The 24,639-nt window shown below is 59.8% G+C and carries 14 protein-coding genes and 1 pseudogene; 3 read left to right on the top strand and 12 right to left on the bottom strand.

All coding sequences use genetic code 11. The features are described 5' to 3' along the window. Positions 1–52 precede the first annotated feature (52 nt). The 5 genes from HU751_RS05210 to HU751_RS27200 all read right to left on the bottom strand — a co-directional run bounded on the left by HU751_RS05210 (position 53) and on the right by HU751_RS27200 (position 5,020). Entirely contained in the window at positions 53–1,588 is a 1,536-nt protein-coding gene (locus HU751_RS05210) for a DHA2 family efflux MFS transporter permease subunit (RefSeq protein WP_186732382.1), read from the bottom strand. After that, positions 1,585–2,778: an HlyD family secretion protein gene (locus HU751_RS05205; RefSeq protein WP_186732381.1), complete on the bottom strand. Its 1,194-nt coding sequence runs from the start codon at positions 2,776–2,778 to the stop codon at positions 1,585–1,587. The genes HU751_RS05210 and HU751_RS05205 overlap by 4 nt, the downstream gene beginning before the upstream one ends. A 30-nt stretch (positions 2,779–2,808) precedes the next feature. Continuing rightward, positions 2,809–3,282: a MarR family winged helix-turn-helix transcriptional regulator gene (locus HU751_RS05200; RefSeq protein ID WP_186714554.1), complete on the bottom strand. Its 474-nt coding sequence runs from the start codon at positions 3,280–3,282 to the stop codon at positions 2,809–2,811. 536 nt (positions 3,283–3,818) lie between these two features. Beyond that, positions 3,819–4,652 (bottom strand): IS3 family transposase, encoded by an 834-nt coding sequence (locus HU751_RS05195; RefSeq protein ID WP_437181043.1) that lies wholly within the window; start codon positions 4,650–4,652, stop codon positions 3,819–3,821. An 8-nt stretch (positions 4,653–4,660) separates the two neighbouring features. After that, positions 4,661–5,020 carry a transposase gene (locus tag HU751_RS27200; protein WP_075043813.1) on the bottom strand — a complete coding sequence of 120 codons (360 nt, stop codon included), beginning with the start codon at positions 5,018–5,020 and terminating at the stop codon, positions 4,661–4,663. 400 nt (positions 5,021–5,420) lie between these two features. On the opposite strand from HU751_RS27200, the gene HU751_RS05190 reads away from it, so the two are divergent. Then, positions 5,421–6,784, top strand: a protein-coding gene (locus HU751_RS05190; RefSeq protein WP_437181031.1) for an IS3 family transposase whose coding sequence is annotated in 2 segments (ribosomal slippage) — positions 5,421–5,933 and positions 5,936–6,784 — 1,362 coding nt in all. Because the reading frame shifts where the segments join, the coding sequence is not laid out codon by codon here. Between the two features lie 123 nt (positions 6,785–6,907). Here the strand turns inward: HU751_RS05190 and HU751_RS05185 are convergent. From HU751_RS05185 to HU751_RS05165, 5 genes and pseudogenes are all read right to left on the bottom strand, one after another. Further along, a pseudogene (locus tag HU751_RS05185) lies at positions 6,908–7,317 on the bottom strand (FtsX-like permease family protein); the annotation flags it as partial. Between the two features lie 81 nt (positions 7,318–7,398). Then, on the bottom strand, positions 7,399–11,550 hold the full coding sequence (locus HU751_RS05180) for a hypothetical protein (protein ID WP_186735399.1): 4,152 nt from the start codon (positions 11,548–11,550) through the stop codon (positions 7,399–7,401). A gap of 2 nt (positions 11,551–11,552) precedes the next feature. Then, positions 11,553–14,957, bottom strand: a complete 3,405-nt coding sequence (locus HU751_RS05175) for a hypothetical protein (protein ID WP_186735401.1) — start codon at positions 14,955–14,957, stop codon at positions 11,553–11,555. Next, positions 14,954–17,470 carry a hypothetical protein gene (locus tag HU751_RS05170; RefSeq protein WP_186735403.1) on the bottom strand — a complete coding sequence of 839 codons (2,517 nt, stop codon included), beginning with the start codon at positions 17,468–17,470 and terminating at the stop codon, positions 14,954–14,956. The genes HU751_RS05175 and HU751_RS05170 overlap by 4 nt, the downstream gene beginning before the upstream one ends. A gap of 67 nt (positions 17,471–17,537) precedes the next feature. Then, positions 17,538–19,076, bottom strand: a complete 1,539-nt coding sequence (locus tag HU751_RS05165; RefSeq protein ID WP_186735405.1) for a hypothetical protein — start codon at positions 19,074–19,076, stop codon at positions 17,538–17,540. A 345-nt stretch (positions 19,077–19,421) separates the two neighbouring features. Here HU751_RS05165 and HU751_RS05160 point away from each other — a divergent pair, with 345 nt between their 5' ends. Then, positions 19,422–19,739: a hypothetical protein gene (locus HU751_RS05160; protein WP_186735407.1), complete on the top strand. Its 318-nt coding sequence runs from the start codon at positions 19,422–19,424 to the stop codon at positions 19,737–19,739. 167 nt (positions 19,740–19,906) lie between these two features. Continuing rightward, complete coding sequence (locus tag HU751_RS05155; protein ID WP_186735409.1) at positions 19,907–20,611, top strand: hypothetical protein; 705 nt, start codon at positions 19,907–19,909, stop codon at positions 20,609–20,611. A gap of 850 nt (positions 20,612–21,461) precedes the next feature. On the opposite strand, the gene HU751_RS05150 is transcribed toward HU751_RS05155, so the two are convergent. Next, entirely contained in the window at positions 21,462–23,465 is a 2,004-nt protein-coding gene (locus HU751_RS05150) for a MacB family efflux pump subunit (RefSeq protein ID WP_186735411.1), read from the bottom strand. 2 nt (positions 23,466–23,467) lie between these two features. Further along, positions 23,468–24,622 (bottom strand): macrolide transporter subunit MacA, encoded by a 1,155-nt coding sequence (macA, locus tag HU751_RS05145; protein WP_186735413.1) that lies wholly within the window; start codon positions 24,620–24,622, stop codon positions 23,468–23,470. Positions 24,623–24,639: the final 17 nt, after the last annotated feature.

Genomic DNA, 24,639 nt, shown 5'->3' with positions numbered 1-24,639 from the left:
AAATGCCATCATTTGAAAACGGGGCAGGCACTGCATGAACAGGATCATTGCTTCAATGCCCCGCCGAAGCCGGCCCGGCCTTGGCGGTAAAGGGCGGCTTGGCCAGCCACACCAGCAGGATCAGCCCGGCGAACACCCAGGTGAGCAAGGTGAAGTAGTCCACCGTCGACATCATGTACGCCTGGCTGTTGAGGATCTGCTCCAGCTTCGCGTAACCCTGCGGGCTGGCCCCGCCCAACTGCTCCAGGGTCTGCCGGGTGGCCGGATCGAAGTTGCTGATGTGCTCGCTCAGGTAGGCGTGGTGCTGGTCGGCACGACGAATCCAGATCCAGGTGGTCAGCGACGCGGCGAAACTGCCGCCCAGGGTCCGCAGGAAGGTGGCAAGCCCGGAACCGTCGGCGATCTGGTGCGGCGGCAGGTCCGACAGCAGGATGCCCAGGGTCGGCATGAAGAACAGCGCCACGCCGATGCCCATGAACAACTGCACCAGGGCGATGTGCAGGAAGTCCACCTCGTTGGTGAAGCCGGCACGCATGTAGCAACTGGTACCGATCGCCAGGAAGGCGATGCCGGCCAGCAAACGCAGGTCGAAGCGATGGGCGTACTGGCCGATGAAGGGCGACATGAGCACCGGCAGCAGGCCGATCGGCGCCACCGCAAGGCCTGCCCAGGTGGCGGTGTAGCCCATCTGGGTCTGCAGCCATTGCGGCAGGATCAGGTTGATGCCGAAAAACCCCGCGTAGCCACCCACCAGCACCAGGGTGCCGATGCGGAAGTTGCGGTGCACGAACAATCGCAGGTTGACCACCGGATGGCGATCGGTCAGTTCCCAAATGACGAACACCGCCAGGAACACCACCGAGATCAAGGTGCCGATGACGATGAACGACGACTCGAACCAGTCCAGGTCGTTGCCCTTGTCCAGCACCACCTGCAACGCGCCGACCCCGACGATCAGGGTCAGCAGGCCGATGTAGTCCATCGGCTGGCGGCTGGTGACTACCGGTCGCGTGCGCATCTGCTGGCGCACCACGGCGGCGGCGAACAGACCGATCGGCACGTTGATGAAGAAGATCCATGGCCAGCTGTAGCTGTCGGTGATCCAGCCACCGAGGATCGGCCCGGCAATCGGCGCCACCACCGTGACCATCGCCAGCAGCGCCAGGGCCATCCCCCGTTTCGCCGGCGGGTACACGGCGATCAGCAGGGTCTGGGTCATCGGGTACAGCGGGCCGGCCACCACGCCCTGGATCACGCGGAACAACACCAGCTCGGGCATCGACTGGGCGACGCCGCACAGGAACGAGGCCAGCACGAACAGCAGCGTGGCCCAGATGAACAGCTTCACCTCGCCGAAGCGCCGGCTGAGCCAGCCGGTCAACGGCAGGGCGATGGCGTTGCTCACCGCGAACGAGGTGATCACCCAGGTGCCCTGCTCCGAACTCACGCCGAGATTGCCGGAAATGGTCGGCAACGCCACGTTGGCGATGGTGGTGTCGAGCACCTGCATGAAGGTCGCCAGCGACAGGCCGATGGTGGTCAGCAGCAGGCTTGGCGGGGTGAACTGCGCGGGGGCCTGCTGGCTCATCGCTGAGCCGTCTTGCCGGTGGCGCTGTTCTCGTGGATCAGCCGGGCGATCAGGTCGTCGGCCTCGACCAGCTGACGGTCATACACCTGGGTGGTGTAGCTGGCCTGCTGCGGTGGCTGCTGGGCCAGGTCCGGGCCGCTCTGGTCGTGCAGGTCGACCTCGGTGACCGTGGACAGGCCGATGCGCAGCGGGTGCTTCTTCAGTTGCTCGGGATCAAGGTGGATGCGTACCGGTACGCGCTGGACGATCTTGATCCAGTTGCCGGTGGCGTTCTGCGCCGGCAACAGGGCGAAGGCACTGCCGGTGCCCGCGCCGAGGCTGTCGACGGTACCGGTGTACCTGACTTCGCTGCCGTACAGGTCGGCAGTGATCTCGACCGGCTGGCCGATGCGCATGTCACGCAGCTGGGTTTCCTTGAAGTTGGCGTCGATCCACACCTCGTCCAGCGGGATCACCGCCATGGTTGTCGTGCCCGGTTGCAGGCGCTGGCCCAGTTGCACGGTGCGTTTGGCGACATAGCCGGTCACCGGTGCCACCAGCGTGGTCCGGGCATGGTCGAGGTAGGCCTGGCGCAGGTCTGCTGCGGCGGCCATCACTTCCGGATGCGAGGACACCACGGTGTCGTCGACCAGCGCGGTGCTGGTGTTGAGTTGCTGGCGGGCGCTGTTGACGGCAGCCTGGGCCACGGTCAGGTCATCGCGGGAATGGGCGACTTCCTCGGCGGCGATGGCGCCGCTGTCGGCCAGCACCTTGCGTCGGTTGTAGTCCTGCTGGGCCTTCTGCAGCTCGGCCTGGCGGGTCTGCAGTTGCGCCTTGAGCGAGTCGACATTGCTGTACAGCCCGCGCACCTGGCGCACGGTGCGCGCCAGCTTGGCTTCGGCGGACTGCAAGGCGACTTCGCTGTCGGCGGGGTCGAATTGCAGCAGCACCTGGCCGGCATGGACCAGGTCGCCGTCATCGGCGCCAATGCTGGTGACGGTGCCGGTCACCAGCGGGGTGATCTCCACGACGTTGCCGTTGACGTAGGCATCGTCGGTGCTTTCGTGCCAGCGCCCGACCAGGCTGTACCAGGCCCAGGTGCCTGCACCGGCGAGGATCAGGATAAGCAACAGGGCGAGCAGCCAGACCTTGCGCTTGCGCGTGTTGTCGGGCGCGGCGGCCGGGGTGGAGGTGTCAGCGGGAGTGGCCATGACAATACCTTGGAAGATGCGTGACAGGGTTCAACGATCGCCGAAGCGGCGGATCGTCAGGGGGTCGCCGGCGTTGATCAGGACCTTGGCGAGCAGTTGCTCGAGGGTCTTGAGTTCCTCGGGCTGCAGCACGCCGACCAGTTCGTTCATCGCCGCCGCGCCGACCTGCGGCAGGCGGTCGGCCAGGCGCTGGCCATCGGCGGTCAGGGCCAGGCGCACCTGGCGGCGGTCGTCGGGGCAGCGATTGCGCAGGATCAGGCCCTTCTGCTCGAGGCGGTCGAGCATGCGGGTCATCGAGCCGCTGTCCAGGCCCAGGTAGCGGCACAGTTCGGCCGGGGTGTCGACCTGGTACTGGGTGACGATGATCAGCACCTTGAACTGGGCGGCGGTGACGCCGTCGGCTTCCAGGTGCCAGTCGAGGATGCGGTCCTTGAGGAGTGCGGCGCGGCCGAGCAGCATGCCTATGGCGCAGGTCTGGAAGGTTTCCGGGGTGTAGTGGGGCATTGGGGCTGCTCGTTGAATTGTGTGAAAATATTACTGCTTAGGCAGTGAATGTCAAAGCTTTGATTAGGGGGCTAAAGAAAATTTTTTGTTTGGGATTGGGGTCGGATGTGATTGTTTTGAATTTTGCACTAATATTCTTTAAATATGTCGACATCTAGTCACCTTTTCGCCTTTACGGCGACCTACTTTTCTCTAGGGAAAAGTAGGCAAAACCGTTCCGCTCCGTTCATCCGGCCCCTACGCTTCGCTCCGGGGTTCCCTCGCTCCGTTCTTGCTCCCGGGAGGACCGCGCTGAACGCCCCATCCTGGGGCGCAGCGCTTGACGGCCATCCATGGCCGTCACCTCCCTCCGCAAGAACTCCGCTCGGCCTCCTGAAGTCGCAATTGGCGGCGCCTGGACTATCGCGCGCTTAGAAGCAAGAGCAAGAGCAAGAAATGCGAATTTAGTTGTTTGACAGCTAATTATGTATTGGGTGTTCCGGCCCTTTCGCGGGACAAGCTGAACTGGTCAAGTAATTTTGGACACCGGTTAAGGTTCATGCCGCTGCCTTGAGTTTTTCCTCCATGGCTACTGGCGTTTCATAGCCGTTGTAGCTGTGGAGGCGCTTGAGGTTGTAGCGCATCAGATAAGCCTGGATATCCACTCGTGCCTGCGCTTCGGTCTCGTAACCCTCTGCCGGCACCCATTCTGATTTCAATGCTCCGAAGAATCGCTCCATGGCAGCGTTATCCCAGCATTGGCCTCGATGGCTCATGCTCTGGTTCAAGTTGTACTCATCGAGCGCGGCTCTGAATTTATGGCTGGTATACTGACAGCCCTGGTCTGAATGAAACATTACGCCCGCCGGCCTACCCCGCGATTCAGCTGCCATGCGCAGGGCGTTACAAGCTAAGTTGGCATCTGCAATCATCGAGAATGCCCAACCCACTACGCGACGGGCATAGAGGTCAATCACGGCGGCTAGGTACAGCCAGCGCCTGCCAACCTGGATATAGGTCACATCACCACACCAAACCTCATTGATCGCCGAAACCTTGAAATTGCGCTTCAGCTGATTCTCGGCGATCAACGCTTCTGCCCCTGATGACCGATAGCGGTGCGGCCTGCGCTGCTTGCACTTCAGGCCAGCTTCGCGCATTAGCGCACGCACCTTGTATCGTCCTATTTCATGGCCTTCATGCCGCAATTCCTGCGCCAGGGTTCGCGAGCCAGAAGCACTTCGCGATGCGTTGAAGTGCTTGATTACCAGCAGGCGTAGCGCATCTCTGGCCGGTTTTTCACGTCCTTGCCGTTTGCGCCACGCATAGAAACTGCTGCGCTTAACCCCAAGCACGCGGCAGCAGTCGACAACAGGGTATTGCTCACTCAGCTCGTTGATCAGCGAGAACGATCTTTGGAGTCCCGAAGCAGGAGAGCACTGGCCTTTTTTAGGATTTCGATATCCCGATCCTTTTGCCGAACCAGCGCTTCGAGTTCTTCAATTCGTTGCTGCTCGGGTGTGATCGCTTTGGCTCCAGCCGGAACCTTGCCGGCTCTCTCTTCACGTACCTGGTCAACCCAGCGGCGAAGCGCGGTAGGGCCCAGCCCAAGGGCGGCACAGACCTCAGGAACTGACTGCCCACCGTCCAGCACCATTTCGGCAGCTTGGACTTTGTATTCTCTTGAATAAGATTTACGCACTGATTTTGCCTCCAATTGGGCGCCATCATAGCGCCCGATGAAGGTGTCCAAAATCATTAGGCCAGTTCAAGCCCGCTCCTACAGGGATCTATATAACGGCGACTATTGCGTGGGAGCGGGCTTGCCCCGCGATGGGATCGAGAGATTAATTAATCTCCAACTAGCGACAGCTGCGCCAGTCCAGGCGCCGCTCGTAACTTCGCGACTTCAGGAGGCCGAACGCAGGCCTTGCGGAGGGAGGTGACGGGCATGGATGCCCGTCAAGCGCTGGGGCCCAGGATGGGCCCTGCAGCGCGGTCCTCCCGGGAGCAAGGCCGGAGTGAGGGAACCCGGAGCGAAGCGGAGGGCCGGATGAATGGAGCGAGGATTTTTTGGTGACTTTTTGATCCTTCAAAAAGTTACCCGCCGTTGAACTGACCCCCGAAAGTTGGACACCTTATCCCTTGGAGGGTGTTCCATGACGAAATACAACCTGGCGCTCAAGCAGGCACTCATCGAAGAGTGCCTTTCTGCCCGCAGTGTTCATGAAGTGGCACTGAAGCATGAGCTGAGCCCTTCGCTGCTGCGCCGCTGGGTAAAGGGCTATGAGAAACACGGCGCAGCCGGTTTGATTCCCAAGTACAGTCACTACGATGCTCAGTTCAAATTAAAGGTTTTGCAATGCATCGAGCAAGACGGGCTGTCTGCTCAGCAAGCATGCGTAAGGTTTGATATCCGTGGGCCGAGCAGCATCAGGCAATGGAAAAGGCTGTACGATGAAGGCGGAATAGAAGCCCTTCATCCGAACCGTGCCCGAGAGTTAAACATGCCCCGCAAGCCATCAAAGCAATCCAGCGCAGGACCTTCTGCACCTTCGGATCGTGAGCTCACGCCTGAGCAAATGCTCGAAGAGCTGGAATATCTGCGCGCGGAGAATGCCTATCTAAAAAAGCTCGATGCCTTGATCCAAGCGGACCCACGCACTGCGCAGGCAAGAAAACGCAAGCTGTCCAAGGATTAAGGCGTGAGCATCGACTCGCTCTGCTGTTGCGCGCTGCAGGCCTGGCACGCAGTACCTTTTACTACCAAAGCAAAGTGTTGCAGACCGACAGGCATGCTGCCCTCAAGGAACGCATCGACAGGGTCTATCACCAGCATAAGGGGCGGTATGGCTACCGCCGTATCACTGCGGTTCTTGGGCACAATGCCGAGGTGATCAATCACAAGAAGGTGCAGCGGCTGATGCAGTTGATGGGCCTCAAATCGCTAGTCAAAGTGAAGAAATATCGCTCGTATCGAGGCTCCGAGGGGCTTGTTGCATCTGATTTGCTCAAGCGTGAATTCAAGGCGCAGGCCCCTAATCAAAAATGGGTAACCGACGTGACAGAGTTCAAGGTAAAGGGCCAGAAGCTATTTCTTTCGCCGGTGATGGACCTGTACAACGGCGAGATCCTCGCTTATCAGATCAACCGACGCCCTGAGTTCAGGATGGTTTCGACAATGCTGGAGCAAGCTTTCGAGCGGCTGAATCAAGATGACAAACCAATATTGCACTCCGATCAAGGCTGGCAGTATCAGCAGCCAGCTTACCGGCACATGTTGGCCGGGAAGAATATCGAGCAGAGCATGTCGCGAAAGGGAAACTGCCTGGACAACGCCGCGATGGAAAGCTTTTTTGGCACGCTCAAGAGCGAGTTCTTTTATCTGGAATCGTTTGAGAGTGTTGAACAACTGGCATCAGGGCTAGAGGATTACATCGCTTACTACAACCAAGAACGCATCAGTCTCAGACTAAATGGCTTGAGTCCGGTACAATTTCGGACCCAAGCGCTGAACCCATAGCGTACCCTGTCCAACTTTCGGGGGTCAGTTCACGTAAGGGCGGAAAGGTGAATAAGCGTCGACATCGCAAATGAATGCACACACAACTATCAAAACCAACTCAAACCAAAAAACCAGTATATCCTAATCCCGAGCCAACGCCTCAATAGGATCCAACCGCGCCGCATTCCGAGCCGGCACAAACCCAAACACAATCCCAATCAACGTAGAACAAACAAACGCCGTAACAACCGACCCCAACGAAAACACCATCTCCCACTGCTTGACGAACAAGGCAAACAGATACCCGATCCCATAGGACAACCCGATCCCGATCACCCCACCGATCAGACAGACCATCACCGCCTCCACCAGAAACTGCTGGCGGATGTCGGACTGCCGCGCCCCCACCGCCATGCGAATGCCAATCTCCCGGGTCCGCTCGGTGACCGACACCAGCATGATGTTCATCACCCCGATCCCCCCACCACAAGCGAAATCACCGCGATCAGCGACAACAGCAGGGTCAGCGAGCGGCTGGTTTCCGGCACGGTCCTCGACGTCTCGTTCAGCTCGACGTGACGGTGATGACTGCTGGCGCCGACGCGAAGCAAGGCACACCGGTTCTTCCTCTGTCACAACTGTTGAGGCATCAACGATTGAATAGTTTGCCCATCCAAGTCGATCGTGATCACCCGTTTCACCGTCGCAGCCTGTTGCGGTGAAAGCTCCATTGCGCAATTGAGCGTCCAGGTTGACAGACCAGCAGGCGCCGGCGTTTCCGGCGCAGTGTAGGTGTAGAATGCCTGCTCCTCACCGAAGGCAATCAGCTGGTCTTGGTGATCAAACACTCCAACCAGGCGGCTACTTCCTGTTGGGAACAGGGTCTTGATCTCTTCGATCGGAGGCAAACCTGACGGTTGCGCGCGGAGTGTCACGGACATTGTGCGCCAGCGCGCGGGTTCTTCGGTAAGTTTCAAGATGATGACGCTGGCTTGCAATGGCAACCATTCATTGTCGCCAACAGGTAGCCAGCGATCATCGGCAGTCTGTCGCATCAGGCCGGGCACTGCACCCGCGATGCGCAACTCGGTATAAGAATCAGGAGCGGTGTACTGCAAGCTCCCCTCCGGCAGCGGTTTGAGATTGGCTTCCGTCAAGTCCACTTTTTCCAATCGCCAGGACAGCCAACCGCGATCCAACGACAACAAAGCGCCATTCTGCCGTTTCGGCCAAGCAAGCGGTGCGGTCGCTATTGCTCCCTTTGCCATGCCCCCATAGGGCACGATCTTGTGCCGCACCCCCACCCGCATACCAGCGCTGCGCAACGTCAGACCTTCGGGTGCCTGCTTGTCGAGTCCGGGGTTGCCGTTATCGCGCACAAGACTCACGCCGGCCTTGCTGGGAGGAAGATCCTGCTCGAACTCAACTTGCAACGCATAACTTTGCTGATTGCCTCGGCTGGTTTGCGGCACCTGACGGGTGGCGGGCAACACATCGGCCGGGTAACGCGCCTGGGGCGCAAGGGCCCCTGCGAACCAGGCCAAGGACGCGCCGCGATTCAGCAATGGCGAGTCGACTACTACCCATTCGACTTTATCGTCAACGCTGGACGGCAGCTCGAGGACCGCCTCACGGGTCCAGCCCATGCGCCAAAGCCGCTGCAAGGCCTTCTGTTTCGCCGTTGTCGCGCCGTCGGCACCTTCGCTGACCGGCCATTGCGCGATCATGCGCGCGCCTGGATCGAACAACCACAGCCGTGCCAGGGTGTTTGGCACTACAGCGCCTCCTGCGGCTGGCTCGGCGGGTACTGGGTTACTTGCCTGCGGTATTTGAACTGGCGACGGCACCCATAGCGGAAGGCCCGTATCTCCATCCGGGGTTCCGATCAGCGTGGCGGCATAAGACGGTCCCCATTCATCATCGAATGCGTACAACATGAGGTTCAGTTTCGTGCTGTTCGTCATTTTCTTTGCGGGCTCGGTGCGCAGAAGGCCGGCGCTGGTCCAGGCATCTCTTTCGGGCAAAGGGATGACGCTGTCCGTGGCGAACCATGGCACCAGGTCGCGCTCACTAAAGTCCCAGGCGGGAACGATCCGTAACGACTCCTTGGTGTCGATAAACTCACCGGGGACGGCGTCGGTCTCGGCCATTCGGATACGCAGGAAACCTGCGAAAGCGTAATTGGCCGGCCGGCTATGAATTCGCAGTTGGTAGAGCTTACGTCGATCCGGCGCCCAGGGATCTGACAGGCTCGTGCTGTCGTCCTTTTTGGGCTTGCTCAGGATGACGATATCGGCTGACAGATCCAGCGTATCGTCCGGTTGCAAACGTGCATCCTGCAATGCACAAATCGACCTCAAGTAATCTTTTTGCTGCAACTTATAGTGACAGATGACCCGCAGGGTCGTGGACCCTGGCTTTTGCACTGTATCCCAGAAATACATGTCCACTGACTGCTTGGTCTTCTCCAACTGGCGTGACAGCACACCGTTGAACTCCACCGAGCGCTGCAGCACCCCACCCACCCGTTCGAAGCGCTCCGTGACATGGAACGTCGCATCAGCTTTTGTCTTCCAGCCGAATACCTCACTCGCACTCCAGCCGAGCATGCCCCGGACAACCACCAGGCGCCCTCCGCGACGTTCGAGTTCCAGGTAGATTCGATTCAGGCTGACCGTACTGAGAGAGGGTGCCATGCTGATCGTCACTGCCCGGCTTTTCGCATCGGCCACCACGACCCGGTTCACGCCACGTAGTTTCGTCACCTCGATCGAATGGTCGCCGACGCGCAGTTCCAGCTTGCCGCCCCCTTCACTGATGCTTTCGAGCATGCTCAACTGCCCAAGGCCCCATTGCTTTTGCGACACGTCGTCGAACAAACGCTGCGGTTCAAGCACGATATCCTTTGCCGCCAACGCCTTGAACGCGCTTTCCTCGGAGACTTCCGGCGACTTCGTCAACTGTATCAACGAGTCGTCACTCAGCCTGATCCACTGCGTTGGCGTGTATTGGCCGTCCTTGTGCTGCATTTGCCCCCACGCCAGAGCGCCAGGGACAGTGTCGGTCACCAAGGAAGCCACTTTGGACGGTGAAAGAAACTGCATATCCATCCAGCCGAAGCGACCTCCAGGCCACTGCGAGGAATGCTCGTAGCGCTGCTCGGGACGCTTTCCGCCCGGACGATAAGCCCAGCCCCTGTCTAGCGTCATGTCCTCGGGAGTTACCTCAGAAGACGCAAGGTCGGCTTCGGGCGAAGGAATGCCTCTGCGCACACGGGTAGCGTAAAACGACGCAAAGCCCTCCTCGACCGCCATGCCCGCCGACAGCGTTCGGTAGGCCGCACGCAGCACAGCGGGCTCGGCGACCAAGTCCTCGGCCCCTCCAGGCCACATTTCCTTGACCTGGGCATCGCCAGTACCGATGTTCGCTGAAAAGCTGGCCAGCGGCCCCAGATCGGTTGCTTGCGCGGACATCTTGTTGAAATCGGGTGCCTCGATGAATACCGCAGAGGTGCCATTGCCGGCTCGAAGCCTGAACTGCAGGGTCGGCTCGTCGGTCAGCATCGGGACCAATATGCGCAATGGGGAAACACCTGGCACATCGTTCACTGCAGCAGCGGGAGGAAGCACCCAGTTTCCGTGACGGGTGAAATGCGTCAGGTTCGAACTGCCGTTCTTGCCAGGCGCCTTCCAGCGCAAGATCATCTGCGCGCCTACCGCGAGTGACCAAGCGCCGGCATCGTCGTCGCACAAATGCCCCGGCACCAGCTGCAACGGGACTGCCCGCGCGATGGCGGCGGCCCCTGGTGGCAGCGTGGGCACTGGCAAGTCGGCACCGTCGACCGCTAAACCAGGCAGCACGAACACCAGCGCCGGGCGCTTGACCGTCAAGGTAAGGGTGGCGCCTTGACCAGGCGTACTTTCGCGTATCGTAAGTGTCTTTGCTCCGCTCTGGTCCAGCATCAGCCGCACGGACGCGCTGTCGCCCAGCGCGGGGAACCAACGCCGCACGTCGATGTTTCGGCTCTCGCTGAAAAACCGATAAGGTGAACGCCCCTGCCCACCCTGTTCTATGCGCAGCCACCCCGTTGTGCTGGGCAACCACAGGGGCGACGGCCGCTCCCAGGCACCGTCCACTTTCTCGTCAAGCAACAGCGAGACAGCGTAATCCAGCGAAATCGCCGGCTTGGGTATCCTGTCCAAGGGAGAATCGAGTTTCAGCTCAAGGGTCAGCGTGTCGGAGCCTGTGGCATCTGCACCGCGCTCCAGAAGCTCAAGGGTGCCGTCTTGCAAGCTGACAACATCAGGACGCAGCTGAATCTGCTCGAGGAGCCCAGGTACCGCCAACTCGCCGGTAACGGCTACGGACCAGTTGTCTGCGTCCTTGGTAGTCCTCTCTGCTGGGGCTCCCAGCCCAAGGACGGCGCGATCGTCGACCCTCAGTGACCGCGCTTGCTCCGGGTCGGGTAAAAACCTGGTCAACGCGCGCGACAGCAGGGTTTCAGCCACCATCGGCTTGCTGGACAACCAGCGGCCGGACACGAATCTGAAAGGTACCTGCTGAACCGTGCGTGTGACAATGCCGTCTTTCCAGACACCATAAGCGCTGGCAACGCCATCCTTGCCCGCCACCAGTTCACCCAGCGCGACAGTTCGGCCATTGGCGACGTAGAGGACATCAACCTCGCGTTTGCCGTCGAACCAGTCGATCGAGGTGGATTCGCTCGTCAGCCCCTCTTTGACACCCGCTGGGGCAGGCAGGGGTTTTGCGCTTTCATCAGTCATGTTCACGTCTCCCAGAAAATGGGCGCAACGGCCAGTCCTTCGCAGCGCCACTGCGCTATGACCTGTTGTGGTGGGGCGACCTTGACGTCCATGACGAAATGCAGATCACCGGTAGCCGAGAAACTGATATCCATCTTGAGATTGAGTGAAATGCGTATTTCGCCCCAAGGCAGGGAGATAGCCCCAGGGTCGGTAAACTCGCTTGGCAGGATCCAGTCCACCGGTTTGCCGCCTGCCCCGCTCTTGAAGCCATTGCCGCGAAAGTGCGCCACCAGGGTTAGCGGCATGTCGGTGAACCTGAAGTACAGCAACAGCTCGGCGTCGGGGTCGGGCAAGCGCAGCAGCGGGTGATCGCCGAATGGACTCAGGGCAGGGTCGATGATGTTGCTGAACTGCTTGATGCTCGGCTGGCTGCGACCACCGTAGAACCACCCCAACCGTGCCAGCGGAATACCGATATGCATGTATGGAAGCTCTTTCTTCACCACGATTTCCCTTGGCACGTCCGGTATGTGTGAACGCCGGCGGGTAAGTGGGCCAATGGCAACGAGTTCCGGATTGTGTCTGTCGTCAGCGCTGGCGCCGACACTGACGTTGATTGCCACGCACGGTGGTTCATCGTAGACAAGCTCACCATAAGCGCCTGGCCGTGTATTTTTTGTCGTGCTGGTCACAGCCGGGGGGCGCACTGCGGCAGCGACGTTGCCGCTTCCCAACCATTGACTCACCAGTTCTTCCGGAACGGACTGGTACTGGTCCGCATGGCGAAATGTCATGGCGGCGCGACCAGGATGCATGCGCAATACTCCTTGGCGCGTGCGCGCGACGCTGTTGTACAGCGACTGGCGAAATTCCTGCGGTGCGTCCAAGGCGACGACAAAGGCATCGTCATCGGTATCCAACACTTGCGCGAGCCCGAATCGCGCGGTGAACGGGGCACGTCGAGGGACCACAAGCCGGTGCCATGGGCCAATGCCGTCCCGGCGCACGGCGGTTATCTCGTTTTCGTTCTCGGGCCCCAAGACCTTGCGCTGCCGCTGGATCGGGGCATATCGGGGCACCGCCTCGATCACCCATTCAAGTTCGTGGCGCCAGAGGTCGCGGATCCCCGTCCATGTCCAGGCCAGACGCCCGAAGTCGTCCAGCGCCACGCTGTCCTGGGCGCCAGGCACTTCCCGGATCCGGTAACGCGAGAAAGGCAACTGGTCGGCAGCCATCCCATGCTTTTCGGGCAACCAGAATTCAATGGCACGCCCCATCAAGTTGTCCTGCTGGTCGTAGAAGAACACCCAATGACCTGGCGGCTGCACGAAATCCTGCATCAGTTCACGTCGCTTCCCGACCGACAGCAAGTATTCGCGCGCGCAACCCGCACGGCGAAGTTGTTGAATGACCGCGAGCAGCAGTGATGCATCATTGTCCTTCCCGACGAGATCCTTCAGCGCCTTGATCGCACCTTGAAGGCTTGCTGCCTGGGCCTTTTCGCGAGACTCCCCTTTATCACCGATCACCTCTGCACTGGGTTGCGCAGGCTCGCCGATGAGGATGAATCCGGCCGGCGCCAGATCACCCGATGGCTTGGTAGCCTCGCCCAGGATGCGCGGCACCTCCTCGCGCATCACCGACCACGTGCGGCCAAACTCGAGGGGCGCGTATGCCTTCACCAGCGCAGGCACTGCCTGCACCAGCGCTACGGCATGAAAAGGAGTTTCCTCATCAGGGGCGACTACATCGCGCACCCACAGGCGATAGCCACCAGTCAACTGGCCATCCAGGGCAGCGTGCGCGGTCGCATGCTGAATCACGATGCGCACCTTCGCTATATCCGCGGGCCCGTCTTCCACTGCCATGACCCTGGCCGCCCCCTCACCCAGCCATGTCGGCCCTGGCAGTGGCGCCCAGAAACGTTCGAAGTGCGGTACGTTGCGGATCTCAGCCGGACCGAGTCCAGTCAAATGCTGCAGGGCAACGACCGGCGACTCCGGTGAGGCATCACCACCCTCCACTTCACGGCGCAAAGCCAGAAACAGGCGGGTGGCAAGCCCCGCCTCCACCGGCATGGCGAACTCGAAACGTCGTAGCGACTGGCCTTGCGCATCCTTCGTTTCCTCGGTCACGCGGGTGATCTTGAGCAAGGACAAGTCATGGCCGGACAGATTGGGCAACACCTCGCCTTCATTGTCCACATCACCGGCCAACGGCCCTCCGATCACCTCGCCGCCGAGATCCCCCAAAGACAGTGCCACGGTCAGTGCCTGGTCATCGTCATCGCCATAGAAGCCCGTTGGCACCACAGGGTAGTCCTGACGATAGACCACGACGTTGAGCCCCAGTGGATCGGGTTGGTCGGCGGAGAAAGCGAACGTGATGGTGCAGCTTGCCAGGTCCGAGCCGTCCGCTGGCGGCAGCAATTGCGCGTTGCCCCGCAATGGCGGCAAGGGAGGCGTGAGCCGTTGTCGCTTGAGCATCACACGCCCGGCGTGCGTGCAGCGCCCATGCGAATTGAACAGTTTGACCTCGTAACTCAGCAACTCACCCACCAACTGTTGTTCACCGAGTCGATCAGCGATACGAAATGGCCTGGCCGCCCAATCGGCGCTATCAAGTGCCCTGCCAGCCGCCGCAGAGACCTCGGTGGGAATCAATACCGTGCCCGACTCACCGGACGGCCGCTCCCCCATGCCTAGCACGCGACGCCAGCGATAGAACGGCGCAAAGCGGGAGGCCTCACCACCTCGTTGCTGGATCAGCGGCACCACATTGCCGTTGGTGATCCGCTTATCGTCGCACTCAAGCTGCAGTGTCACGCCCGATGCCGACTGCAGCGGTATCACCCGCAACCCGGCCGGAGCCTCGGAGCCTGCGTCGACAGTGTCGGACAGTGCCACAGGCCCACTCTTCGAGTCGGCGATAAAAAGCAGTTCGCTGTAAGCCTGTATCGGTTGCTGGGTATCGCTCCCGCCCACCGCAAGGACCAAGGCACGGCAGACCTCTTCGTCATTGACATAGCCGTCCATTTCTATTTGTGCAGGAAAATCGCGATACGCCTCGTACAAATGCAATGGCAGCAGCGGGTTCTCGATCATTGCGCCCATTGCATTGAGCAGGTCCGACACTTTTTTCTCAGGTGGCAGTGCCTGAAGTGTCGTGCTGCTGTGCTGAAAAGGTGTCCAGCTCACATCAGCGAAGCCAGCAGGCGCCGCCACGGGTCTGATGACTGTTTCAGAGGGTGCCAGTACCAGTACGCGGGCGGAGTCGACCCATTCTGGCAACGGCGATGGCACGTAGGTAAACCGCTCCATGGGCCGAATGTGGCCGTCCTCGTCGGTGTCCAAACTCAAATTGTCCGGAAGGCACAGGCCCAGCCACTGGGTTTTACGAATTCGCTTGAAGAAGTACAGGCTCATGTGGTTGCTCCCAGCAGCTTGTCGACCTCGACGACGACATTCTTGTAGACCTCTCGCCCCTTCGCGACGAGGCCGCTGTCCGCGGCGATATGCAGCGACAGGGACGCAGAAATCCCCAGCACATTGACCGATATCCTGGCACGCCCATCGATGCCGACCCCGTCATCGCTGGTCAATGCCGCTTCCAGGTCCAGGTCGACATGCATTTTCAAGCCGAAGTCCCAATCCTCATGCCAGGAAATCTCGACGCTGGCAAAGCCGACACTGACACTGATCCGAAAACCGATCCGTACATGCAAGGCCAGCTCCACACTGCAGCTGGCATGCGCCAGGCCATACACCGTAAGACGGCCATCCGAAAATGCACCCATCAATGCCAGCGTGGCGGAAAATCCGGCGCTGACACTGCCGCTGAGCGTTGCAAGGCCTATGTTGAGGTTGCCAGTAGAGGCTTTGAAAACGGCGGACAACGAGGAACGGGAAATCGCATAGACGTTACCGCCGGCGGAGCGCAATACGAACGAAGTGGACCCGGCCACGTTAAGCGGACCCAATGCAGTACCGATATCCAGTGGTCCCAGCGCCACGGTCAAGTTGGACGGTGAAGCCTCGAAGGCAAGTTGTGATCGGGGGATCTGCATGCCCAGCAGTTGCCCGGCGGGTATCTGCCTGGTCAAACTCGAACGCCCGTCCGGGCGGGTCATGGCCACAATACGTAATGAGGGCTGCAGCACATCGAACATGGCGAGTCCAACCACGGATGGCGACTTTTGGAAGTCCGCCGACTTCGCATCCGCCCGCCGGGTATACAGCCACAGCTTGCCAAACGCGGCGAACTGCAGGTCGGACGTCATCAGCAGTGTCATGTCCGCCACGTAAAGCGACAATGCCTGGTCACCCTTCGTCTGGGAGGGCTCGGCAAAGACGCGCGCTACCACGCACAAGTCGGTTCGCGAATCTTCCCAACTCTCCTGTCGGAACACATCCGGCAGACCGTCCTGCAAGCGACGCTGCCCTTCTGCCAACGACAGTCCGGTCACACCGACCACCCTGCGGTTTATGCCGGCGCCCAACTCGATGCGCGTCGCCACGACGCCTGGGAACAGCGTCACGTTCACATCCTCTTGCGCCGCCATCAAGGACACCGCCGGGTACCAAGGCGCATCGTCTCGCTCACGAAAACGGCCGATATGAAAAGTAGCCTCGACCGCCCCGAGCGCGGGCGATGATATCCGGCCCTCCCCCCTGACCGCCTGCACATTCGCTTCGTTGAACTGCCTGAGGCTCGCCTGCCCCTTGAAGCCGCCAGGCGCAGCCAGTTCAATTGCGATCGACGGCTCACCCATGCTCAGGTCGATGTGGGGTTCACCCTCAAGGCGAATATTGATGGCACCCACGCTGCCGCTGACCACCGCGCCGCCAGCCTCGAAGCGCAGCACCGCGTCAATCAGACTGACACCCGACTTGCTGAAAGCGAGTTTCGGAACCCGCATGTCGAAAATTTCGAATGCCCGCAAATGCAACGACTCCGGTGGCGAGAAGCTCCCCACTGGCAGACCGATGGCTGCGTCCAATTCGATGTTCTCGAAGCTGACCGTCATTCCACTGAACAGACGGCCGAACCAGGCATCTGCATCAGCCCCCAGGTTGCGGGGCAGAAAAGTCAAGCGTCCGTTGATGCGGACTGCGGAAGTGAAGGTACCCTTGTCGGACTTGAAATCGACAGTAACAACCATCTGATCGAAACTCAGCATGCCGCTCGGGTCACTCCACGGTACATTGTTGGCGACCCGGGTCAGGCCCGAGATCACCCAGGATTCCTTGGCCATGGCCAAGGAACCCGTGACAACAAGCTGCAATTCAACACTGGCTCCGCGGAAATACTCGAGCTCGAAACGGGTTTGCAGCCGTGCTTCTACCTGGCCACCGCGTAATACCAGCGTTCCCTCGCTGACTTGCAATGCAAGGTTGCCTATCTTGACTCGGCCTGGCTCGACCATTGCCTGACAGTCGGTCACGCCGGATGCATCGATCTCCAGCCGAGTGACCTTGAAGGCAATGCCGTCCAAGCCGGGGAGTGCAATGCTGGCAACCGGCAAAGCAGGCGTACCTGCAAGCTTCAACCGCCAGGGGTCCAGGCCAAGCCTCAGGGTCGCCATCCCTTTGCTGATGACGATGCCGTTGAGATTTTTCAGGTCCGGAATGAGTCCTTCCAATGCGTCCAGCCCGTGCACCAGGTACGTAGTCCCGGACTTGCGCTCCAACGGCAACTCGACCTCCAGGGCGAGCGGTGACTCACCGAGCACAGCCACTGGCGGCAGTATCAACTGAGCCTTCATCCGCATCTGGTTGGCGAGAAGGTCAACAGGCTGAGCAGTGACCTCGAACTGAAAATCGGGCCCGACCAGACGCGTGGCGATGAGGTTGGCGTCTTCGACCGCCAGCTCCTGCCCGGGGAACAAGTCGATCAGGCCGATCGGAGAAGGAAGCTCCGCTTGGATTCTTAGAGTCATAGGGGGACTCCACGCAAGAGAAAAACAGGTGAATGGCAGAAGGTTTACAGTGGGTTGATGATCGTCATCATCTTGGCCGGTCGGCCTCCTGGTGCGATTGCCCAGGCTCTACTGGCACCGATACGGATTTCGGGGGCTTCGGTTCCTCTTCTGGTGGCTTGCCGGCCGCTCGGATCGAGATCACGCGGTTGAGCATGTCAAACCAGAATGGCGCACCCAGAGTGGCTGCCAGGGCGGTGAGCAGCCATCCACGCCAGTGCTCGCGGAGCTTATCGAAGAGAGAGCCGACAGAGAGATCATGAAGGACCTCGCCACCCTGCTCTTTTGCATCAGCTCTCGGTCCGCTCCAACCAATCGGAACGGCCAGGTCTGCGAGTCTTTGCTGCACTGCATCGAATTGCCCCGCCAAGCCGGATACGTCCATGTCGGCGACCGGAACAGCGGAAGCAGGAGAGGAATTCTTTTGCGCAAACAGCATGGCCTGGCCGGCAATCGCCTGACTGGCGGCCGGGTAAGTTTGCAGATGCCTGAAAACAAGAATGGCGTCGACATTCAGGATGATGGTTACAGCGAGTGCCAAAATGGCGATGACTATCTGCGAACGCCGCTTGTACCAGCCGTTAACCCGATCCATGGCGTTATTGAACCAGACTTCAATGTTCTCCTTTAATTTCTCTACATCGTTGTTGGCGTCATCAAACAAGGTGAGCAGCGTTTGCTGCAGGGCTCCGGCGGGCAACGCCTCAAGCATCTGGCGCACATAGCGTGACGACATCCCTTCGATAAACCACTGCATGTCGGCATAGGCGTCGGCCACTGTATAGGGGCCCTGCAGCCGTTTGCCTAACGCTGTCAGTTCATTTTTCAACGCCAGGGTCGCGGGGCCTGTGATCATTGTGGTGATGGCATCCTCTAGACGCCGACCGAGTTCCCCGACCCCGATGCTTGTATTGTTGCCTTGCTCAACCAGTTGCTCCAAGGTCTGCAGCAAGGGGGCAAGTTCCTGCCTGCCCTCGTTGCGCAGCGCCTTGACTATGCTTTCCAGCTCACCCAGCCACCTACGCGTATGGGTGGCATTCGTATCAAGATGCAAGGCAAGATCACGGGTGACCGCCGCGCTCAAGTCACCGTTCTTTTCCAGTATCTGGCGTGCGGCAGCAGCCAGTTGCACCTTCAGGTTTTCCAGTGTCGCGCCGGTGGTGGCGGCTGAATCGAGTGTTGCCCTCAAAGCCTTTTGGCACTCAGCGATTGCGCTTGAGTTTTCCTGAACCGCGTTCATCAGCACATTGGCGAAGGTCCGGGAGGGAATATACGACGGCCCCCGCTCAATCATCCGAGTCTTTTCCTTGCGTGCCGTTCCTTCAATCAACGGGTGGGCGTACACCTTGCTCATCCATTCGGAGCCGAGTAGACGGCCAATTCCCTTGCGCAACCATTTGGCCCTGGACATCAAAACGCCAGCGATCATCTCGTTGATGATCGTAACCAGCATGCTGACCAGCAAAAATATGAATACGAGACCGATGACCGTGTCGAGAGTGCCTGAGCCGAACATGCTCCCTCCGAACCCCATGATTGCGCCATCCATCGCATCGGCGACGCTCATTAACTGGAATTGAACCGCAAACAGCAAGCAGACACTTACTTGGCAGCCCAGTGAAACCCTGCTCAATTCAATGCCCGTGTTAATTAGTAGCAGCCCCGATAAAATCGCTTATATCAAATTGCTATCAATCCATAATATTGATTTGAAATTATCATATCAGCTTGCATTTGACTCTTCTGCTTCTGACTCTAACGTTTAGTCTGATACCAGCGTATTCCGGCTTGAGACAGTCATAACTTTACAGGCTTGAAATATGGAGTGCCACGTGAAGAAGAACACCTTCAACACACGGCACCCTTTATTTTCACACCCCCACACCACCACACCCGACAACAAGGTGATGCCATGCCTAAAGATATTCGCTTGGATAATTTCGGCGGCGGACCGTCAGCGGTTGATCCAAAAAAATATATTGTCATCAGCCTTCAAGGCAGTTTATTGACGGGGCCTTGGAACAGAGCAGCTGCGACACTGTCAGGTTTCCCTTCCAATGGGCGATGGACCTACGTTCCAGACGCTGACGGCGTGATGCTGCACGACGATGACGGTAAATTGATAGGTACCCTACAAGGCCTGGTCCCTGGGAATTCAGATTCGAGCGGAGACGTTACGCTGACAGAACTGCTGCCCTTTGCGTTTGCTTCATGGAGCCTGCAGGACTAGACAAACATTCATTCTCTTACGTCTGTTCTTGATTTCCAGGCATTGCATGAAGTGGTGCTGTGCCAGTCTTAAATTGTGAGCAGGGCGAGAACCAATGGCACGCACTCGAGGCACGCTGTGCTTTCCTATGTGCCGTTTTATTCGAATCCCTTGATCATGGAGAAAACATGAAAAAAATAATATTGACATTCATCATCCTGATGCTCGTCAGCATCGGAGTGATAGCTATTTTGATTTACACAGGCGCCGCGAACAAAACAAGTTCAGCCAACGACACTGTCAAGGCAATCCTGCAAGTTGTGATTGTATCGGGATTCGGCGCTTGGGTTTCGGTACTCATGTCAGACTACCAATTGCGCCAGCAGGCAAAAGAGAAGGAAAGAGAGGTTAGACGGATGAAGCTGGAGTATCGCGAAGTGCTTTTGAAGTCAGTCCTTTCCAGGGCGATGGACGCCTATGGCAAAGCCAAGACGGCTCGGCGCTTGTTCCGGGGACGTGGTGTCGCCTCCAACAGCCGACACCTTGTATTAGAGCAGTATGATCATTTTTTCGATCAGATCAACGCCGCCCAACTGGAGCTGGAAGTCTTAGCACGAGATGTGCGCGCAAGTGACAGGACTTTCTCGGAGCCGGGGGGACTCGATCAGAATATTTCAAAAATGGAGAAATACCTTGGCGAACTGATAAGTGAATATGAACAGCTTCGCCCCCAGTTCTCGGACCCTATGACATCCTTCACCATCAGCGACCTTCCACGCCTTGAAGACTACATCCGGCCATCTGCGCAAAGCGAATTCAAACCCTCAATGATCACCCCGTTCCAAGGGATACAGGCATCCATTCGCAAGGATTTGCTCAACCCCAGTCTCTAAATCATGATTGTGTCCCAAGAGGTGGTGTAACTCATCCTGGCTGCCTGGAGCACTGCTCTGAACTTGTCAGCGCTGCACCAGCGCCCATTGCGTTTACCTGTTCCTGCCATCTGTGCTCCCTGGGTCTTGGCCTCATTGCGCCAAGTCCGAAGTGAGGCCGCAGTAATGCCTATTTGCTTAGCCAGCTCTACGACCGTACGGCTGATAGGTGCCGACATTTGCTGCAACGCCCAGGCTTACTCCTCAGCGGTCTAACGTCGTTGTTTCATCAAACAGCCCAACGCCCTCCATCTATTGAGACGAGCGACAACTATCCTGACACCGGACGAGCAAGAGATGCGAAGTTAGTTATTATACAGTTAGCTATATATAGACTGTTCCAACCCTTTCGCGGGACAAGCCAGCCCCTACAGGGTTATATATAACGGCGACTATTGCGTGGGAGCGGGCTTACCCCGCGAAACAATCGAGAAATCAACTAAAAACCAACTAGCGACAGCTGCGTCAATCCAGACGCCGCCCGTACCTTCGCGACTTCAGGAGGGCGAACGCAGGCCTTGCGGAGGGAGGTGACGGGCATGGATGCCCGTCAAGCGCTGGGGCCCAGGATGGGCCCTGCAGCGCGGTCCTCCCGGGAGCAAGGCCGGAGTGAGGGAACCCGGAGCGAAGCGGAGGGCCGGATGAATGGAGCGAGGATTTTTTGGTGACTTTTTGATCCTTCAAAAAGTTACCCGCCGTAAGGGCGGAAAGGTGAATAAGCGTCGACATCGTAAATGATTGCACATACAACTTCCAACACCAACTCAACTCAATCCAACCCATACCAAAAACCAACCCAACCCATCATATCTTAATCCCGAGCCAACGCCTCAATAGGATCCAACCGCGCCGCATTCCGAGCCGGCACAAACCCAAACACAATCCCAATCAACGTAGAACAAACAAACGCCGTAACAACCGACCCCAACGAAAACACCATCTCCCACTGCTTGACGAACAAGGCAAACAGATACCCGATCCCATAGGACAACCCGATCCCGATCACCCCACCGATCAGACAGACCATCACCGCCTCCACCAGAAACTGCTGGCGGATGTCGGACTGCCGCGCCCCCACCGCCATGCGAATGCCAATCTCCCGGGTCCGCTCGGTGACCGACACCAGCATGATGTTCATCACCCCGATCCCCCCCACCACCAGCGAAATCACCGCGATCAGCGACAACAGCAGGGTCAGCGATCGGCTGGTCTTCTGCACGGTCTGCATGATGCTGTCGAGGTTGTTGGTGAAAAAGTCCTTGGTCCCATGCCGCTGCAGCATCAGCTTGTTGACCTCCTCCTCGACCCGCTTGCTCGGCATGCCATCCTTGATCCGCACGCTGATGCTGTCCAGGTGGCGCTGGCCAAGCACGCGCCCGGCGGCAGTCTCGTAGGGCATCCACACGTTCAGCGTGTTGCCGGCGACGAACAGGTTCTTGTTCTCGGCGGTCACGCCGATCACCGTGCACGGCAGCTTGCCGACCAGGATCACCTGCCCCAGCGGGTTGACCCCATCGCCGAACAGGCGCTTGCGCGTGTTGTGGTCGATCACCACCACCTGCGCCTGGCGCCGGGCGTCGTCGGCGCTGAACACGATCCCCGAGGCCAGCGGAATGTTGCGCACCTGGAAGTACTGCTCGCTGACGCCGTTGAGCTGCACGTCGGCGTCGATGTTGCGGTAGCGCACCAGCGAGCTCTGGCCGATCACCGGGGTGGCGCTGTCGACGTAGTAGAGCGCGTTGAGCGCTGTCACATCCGCCGGCATCAAGGTCTCGATGGCCTTGGCCCGGCTGTCGCCGAAACTGGTGCCCGAATAGATGTCGATGGTGTTGCTGCCGATAGCCTGGATGTCCTTGAGCACGTAACCCTTGGCGCCCTCGCCGATGGCCGAGATCGACACCACCGAGGTGATGCCGATGATGATCCCGAGCATGGTCAGCAAGGTGCGCATGCGGTGCGAGACCAGGGCGATCCAGGCCATCTTGAAGGCCTCGCGGAACAGGCCCAGGCTGGCCACCAGCCGCCGCGGCGCCTGCTCGACAGCCGGCGCGGCCTCGGCGGCCGGCGCCGGTGTCTCAAGTCGGGTGCGGCGGTCGCTGACGATCTGCCCGTCGCTGACCTCGATGATCCGCTCGGCATGGGCGGCGACCTTGGGGTCGTGAGTCACCAGGATTACCGTGTGCCCGGCAGCATGCAGCTCCAGCAGGATGTTCATCACCTCCTTGCCGCTGGCGGTGTCGAGGGCGCCGGTGGGTTCGTCGGCGAGGATCACCTCACCGCCGTTCATCAGCGCCCGGCAGATGCTCACTCGCTGCTGCTGGCCACCGGACAGCTGGCTCGGCCGGTGGGCCAGATGGGTGCCCAGGCCCAAACGGCCCAGCAGTTCACGGGCGCGGGCATGGCGTCCGGCCTGGGGCACGCCGGCATACACCGCTGGGATCTCGACGTTGCGCAGGGCATCCAGGTGCGGCAACAAGTGATAGCGCTGGAAGATGAAGCCGAAATGGTCGCGGCGCAGCGCGGCCAGGGCGTCGTCGTCCAGGTCGCGGGTTTCCTGGCCGCTGACCTGGTAGCTGCCGGCGCTGGCATGGTCCAGGCAGCCGAGGATGTTCATCAGGGTCGACTTGCCCGAGCCCGAGGCACCGATGATCGCCACCAGCTCGCCGGCATGAATCTGCAGGTCGATGCCCTTGAGCGCCAGGAACTCGCGGTCGCCGGCCATGAAGCTGCGGCTGACCCCTTGCAGGCGCAGCAGCGGTTGCTGCTGGTCCGCGGGCCGCGCCAGGCGCGTTGAAAGCTCGACGGTCATGTTCATGTTCACGCCCCCGCCTCACCCGACACCGGCTCGCCGATCACCACCCGATCGCCTTCGGCCAGGCCATCCTTGACCTGCACCTTGACGTTGTTGTTGATCCCCGCCTGGACCTTGCGCACCTGGGCGAAGCCCTTGCCGTCAATCACCCGTACCGCAAAGCTGCCGTCGGCGTCGCGCGGCCCCAGCGCCGCCACCGGCACGGTGAGCACGCCCTGGGCGGTGTCGAGGACGATGCGTACCTGGGCGGTCATCGAGATGCGCAGGCGGTGCTCGGGGTTGGGTACCTCGAACAGTGCGTTGTAGAACACCGCGCTGGCCTGCTTGGCCGCGCCGCTGTTCTTGTCGCTGCTTTCCAGGTAGTTCTGCGGCGCAGGCTCCGTGCCGCGCAGCTTGGCGTAGTAGCGCTGGTCGTCGCCGAGGATGGTGAAGTACACCTGCTGACCGGGGCTGATGTGGATCACGTCGGCCTCGGACACCTGGGCCTTGATGGTCATGGTGTCGAGATCGGCCAGCTTGAGGATCACCGGCGCCAACTGGTTGGAGATCACCGTCTGGCCTTCCTGGGTGACGATGCCCACCACATGGCCATTGATCGGCGCGACGATGCGGGTGTAGCCGAGGTTGACCCGGGCGGTGTCGATCTGTACCCGGGCACTCTTGATCTGCGCGTCCAGCGAGCGCAGGTTGGCCTGCTGCACCTCGAACTCGGACTCGGCACTCTCGAAATCCTGGCGCGAGATCGACTCGTCGTCCTGCAGCACCTCGTACCGCTCGTAGACCCGCTTGGCCTGCTTGAGCTTGGCCTGCACCGAGCGCCGCTCGGCCTGCAGCTTCTCCTCGTCGACCTCGGCCTGGCGCAGGGTGTTCTGCGGCACCAGCGGGTCGATCTCGGCCAGCCACTGGCCCTCGCTAACCTTGTCGCCGAGCTTGACCTTCAGCGACTTGAGCTGCCCGGAAACCTGGGCACCGACGTCCACCTGGCGTATGCCCTCCAGGGTGCCGGTGGCCAGCACTGCGTTCTCGATGTCACCACGTTCGACCGTGGCGGTGATGTACTGCGGCGGCTTGGCCGGGGCCTGCACCGCATACAGCACGATGCCGGCGACCAGGGCCGCGGCGACCCCAAGGGTGATCTTGCGAAACTTCGTCTTTTCCATAAAACCGTTCTTCCAGA

Source organism: Pseudomonas peradeniyensis (genome assembly GCF_014268935.2).
Lineage (GTDB): Bacteria > Pseudomonadota > Gammaproteobacteria > Pseudomonadales > Pseudomonadaceae > Aquipseudomonas > Aquipseudomonas peradeniyensis.
This window is presented reverse-complemented; position numbering and strand designations above follow the sequence as displayed.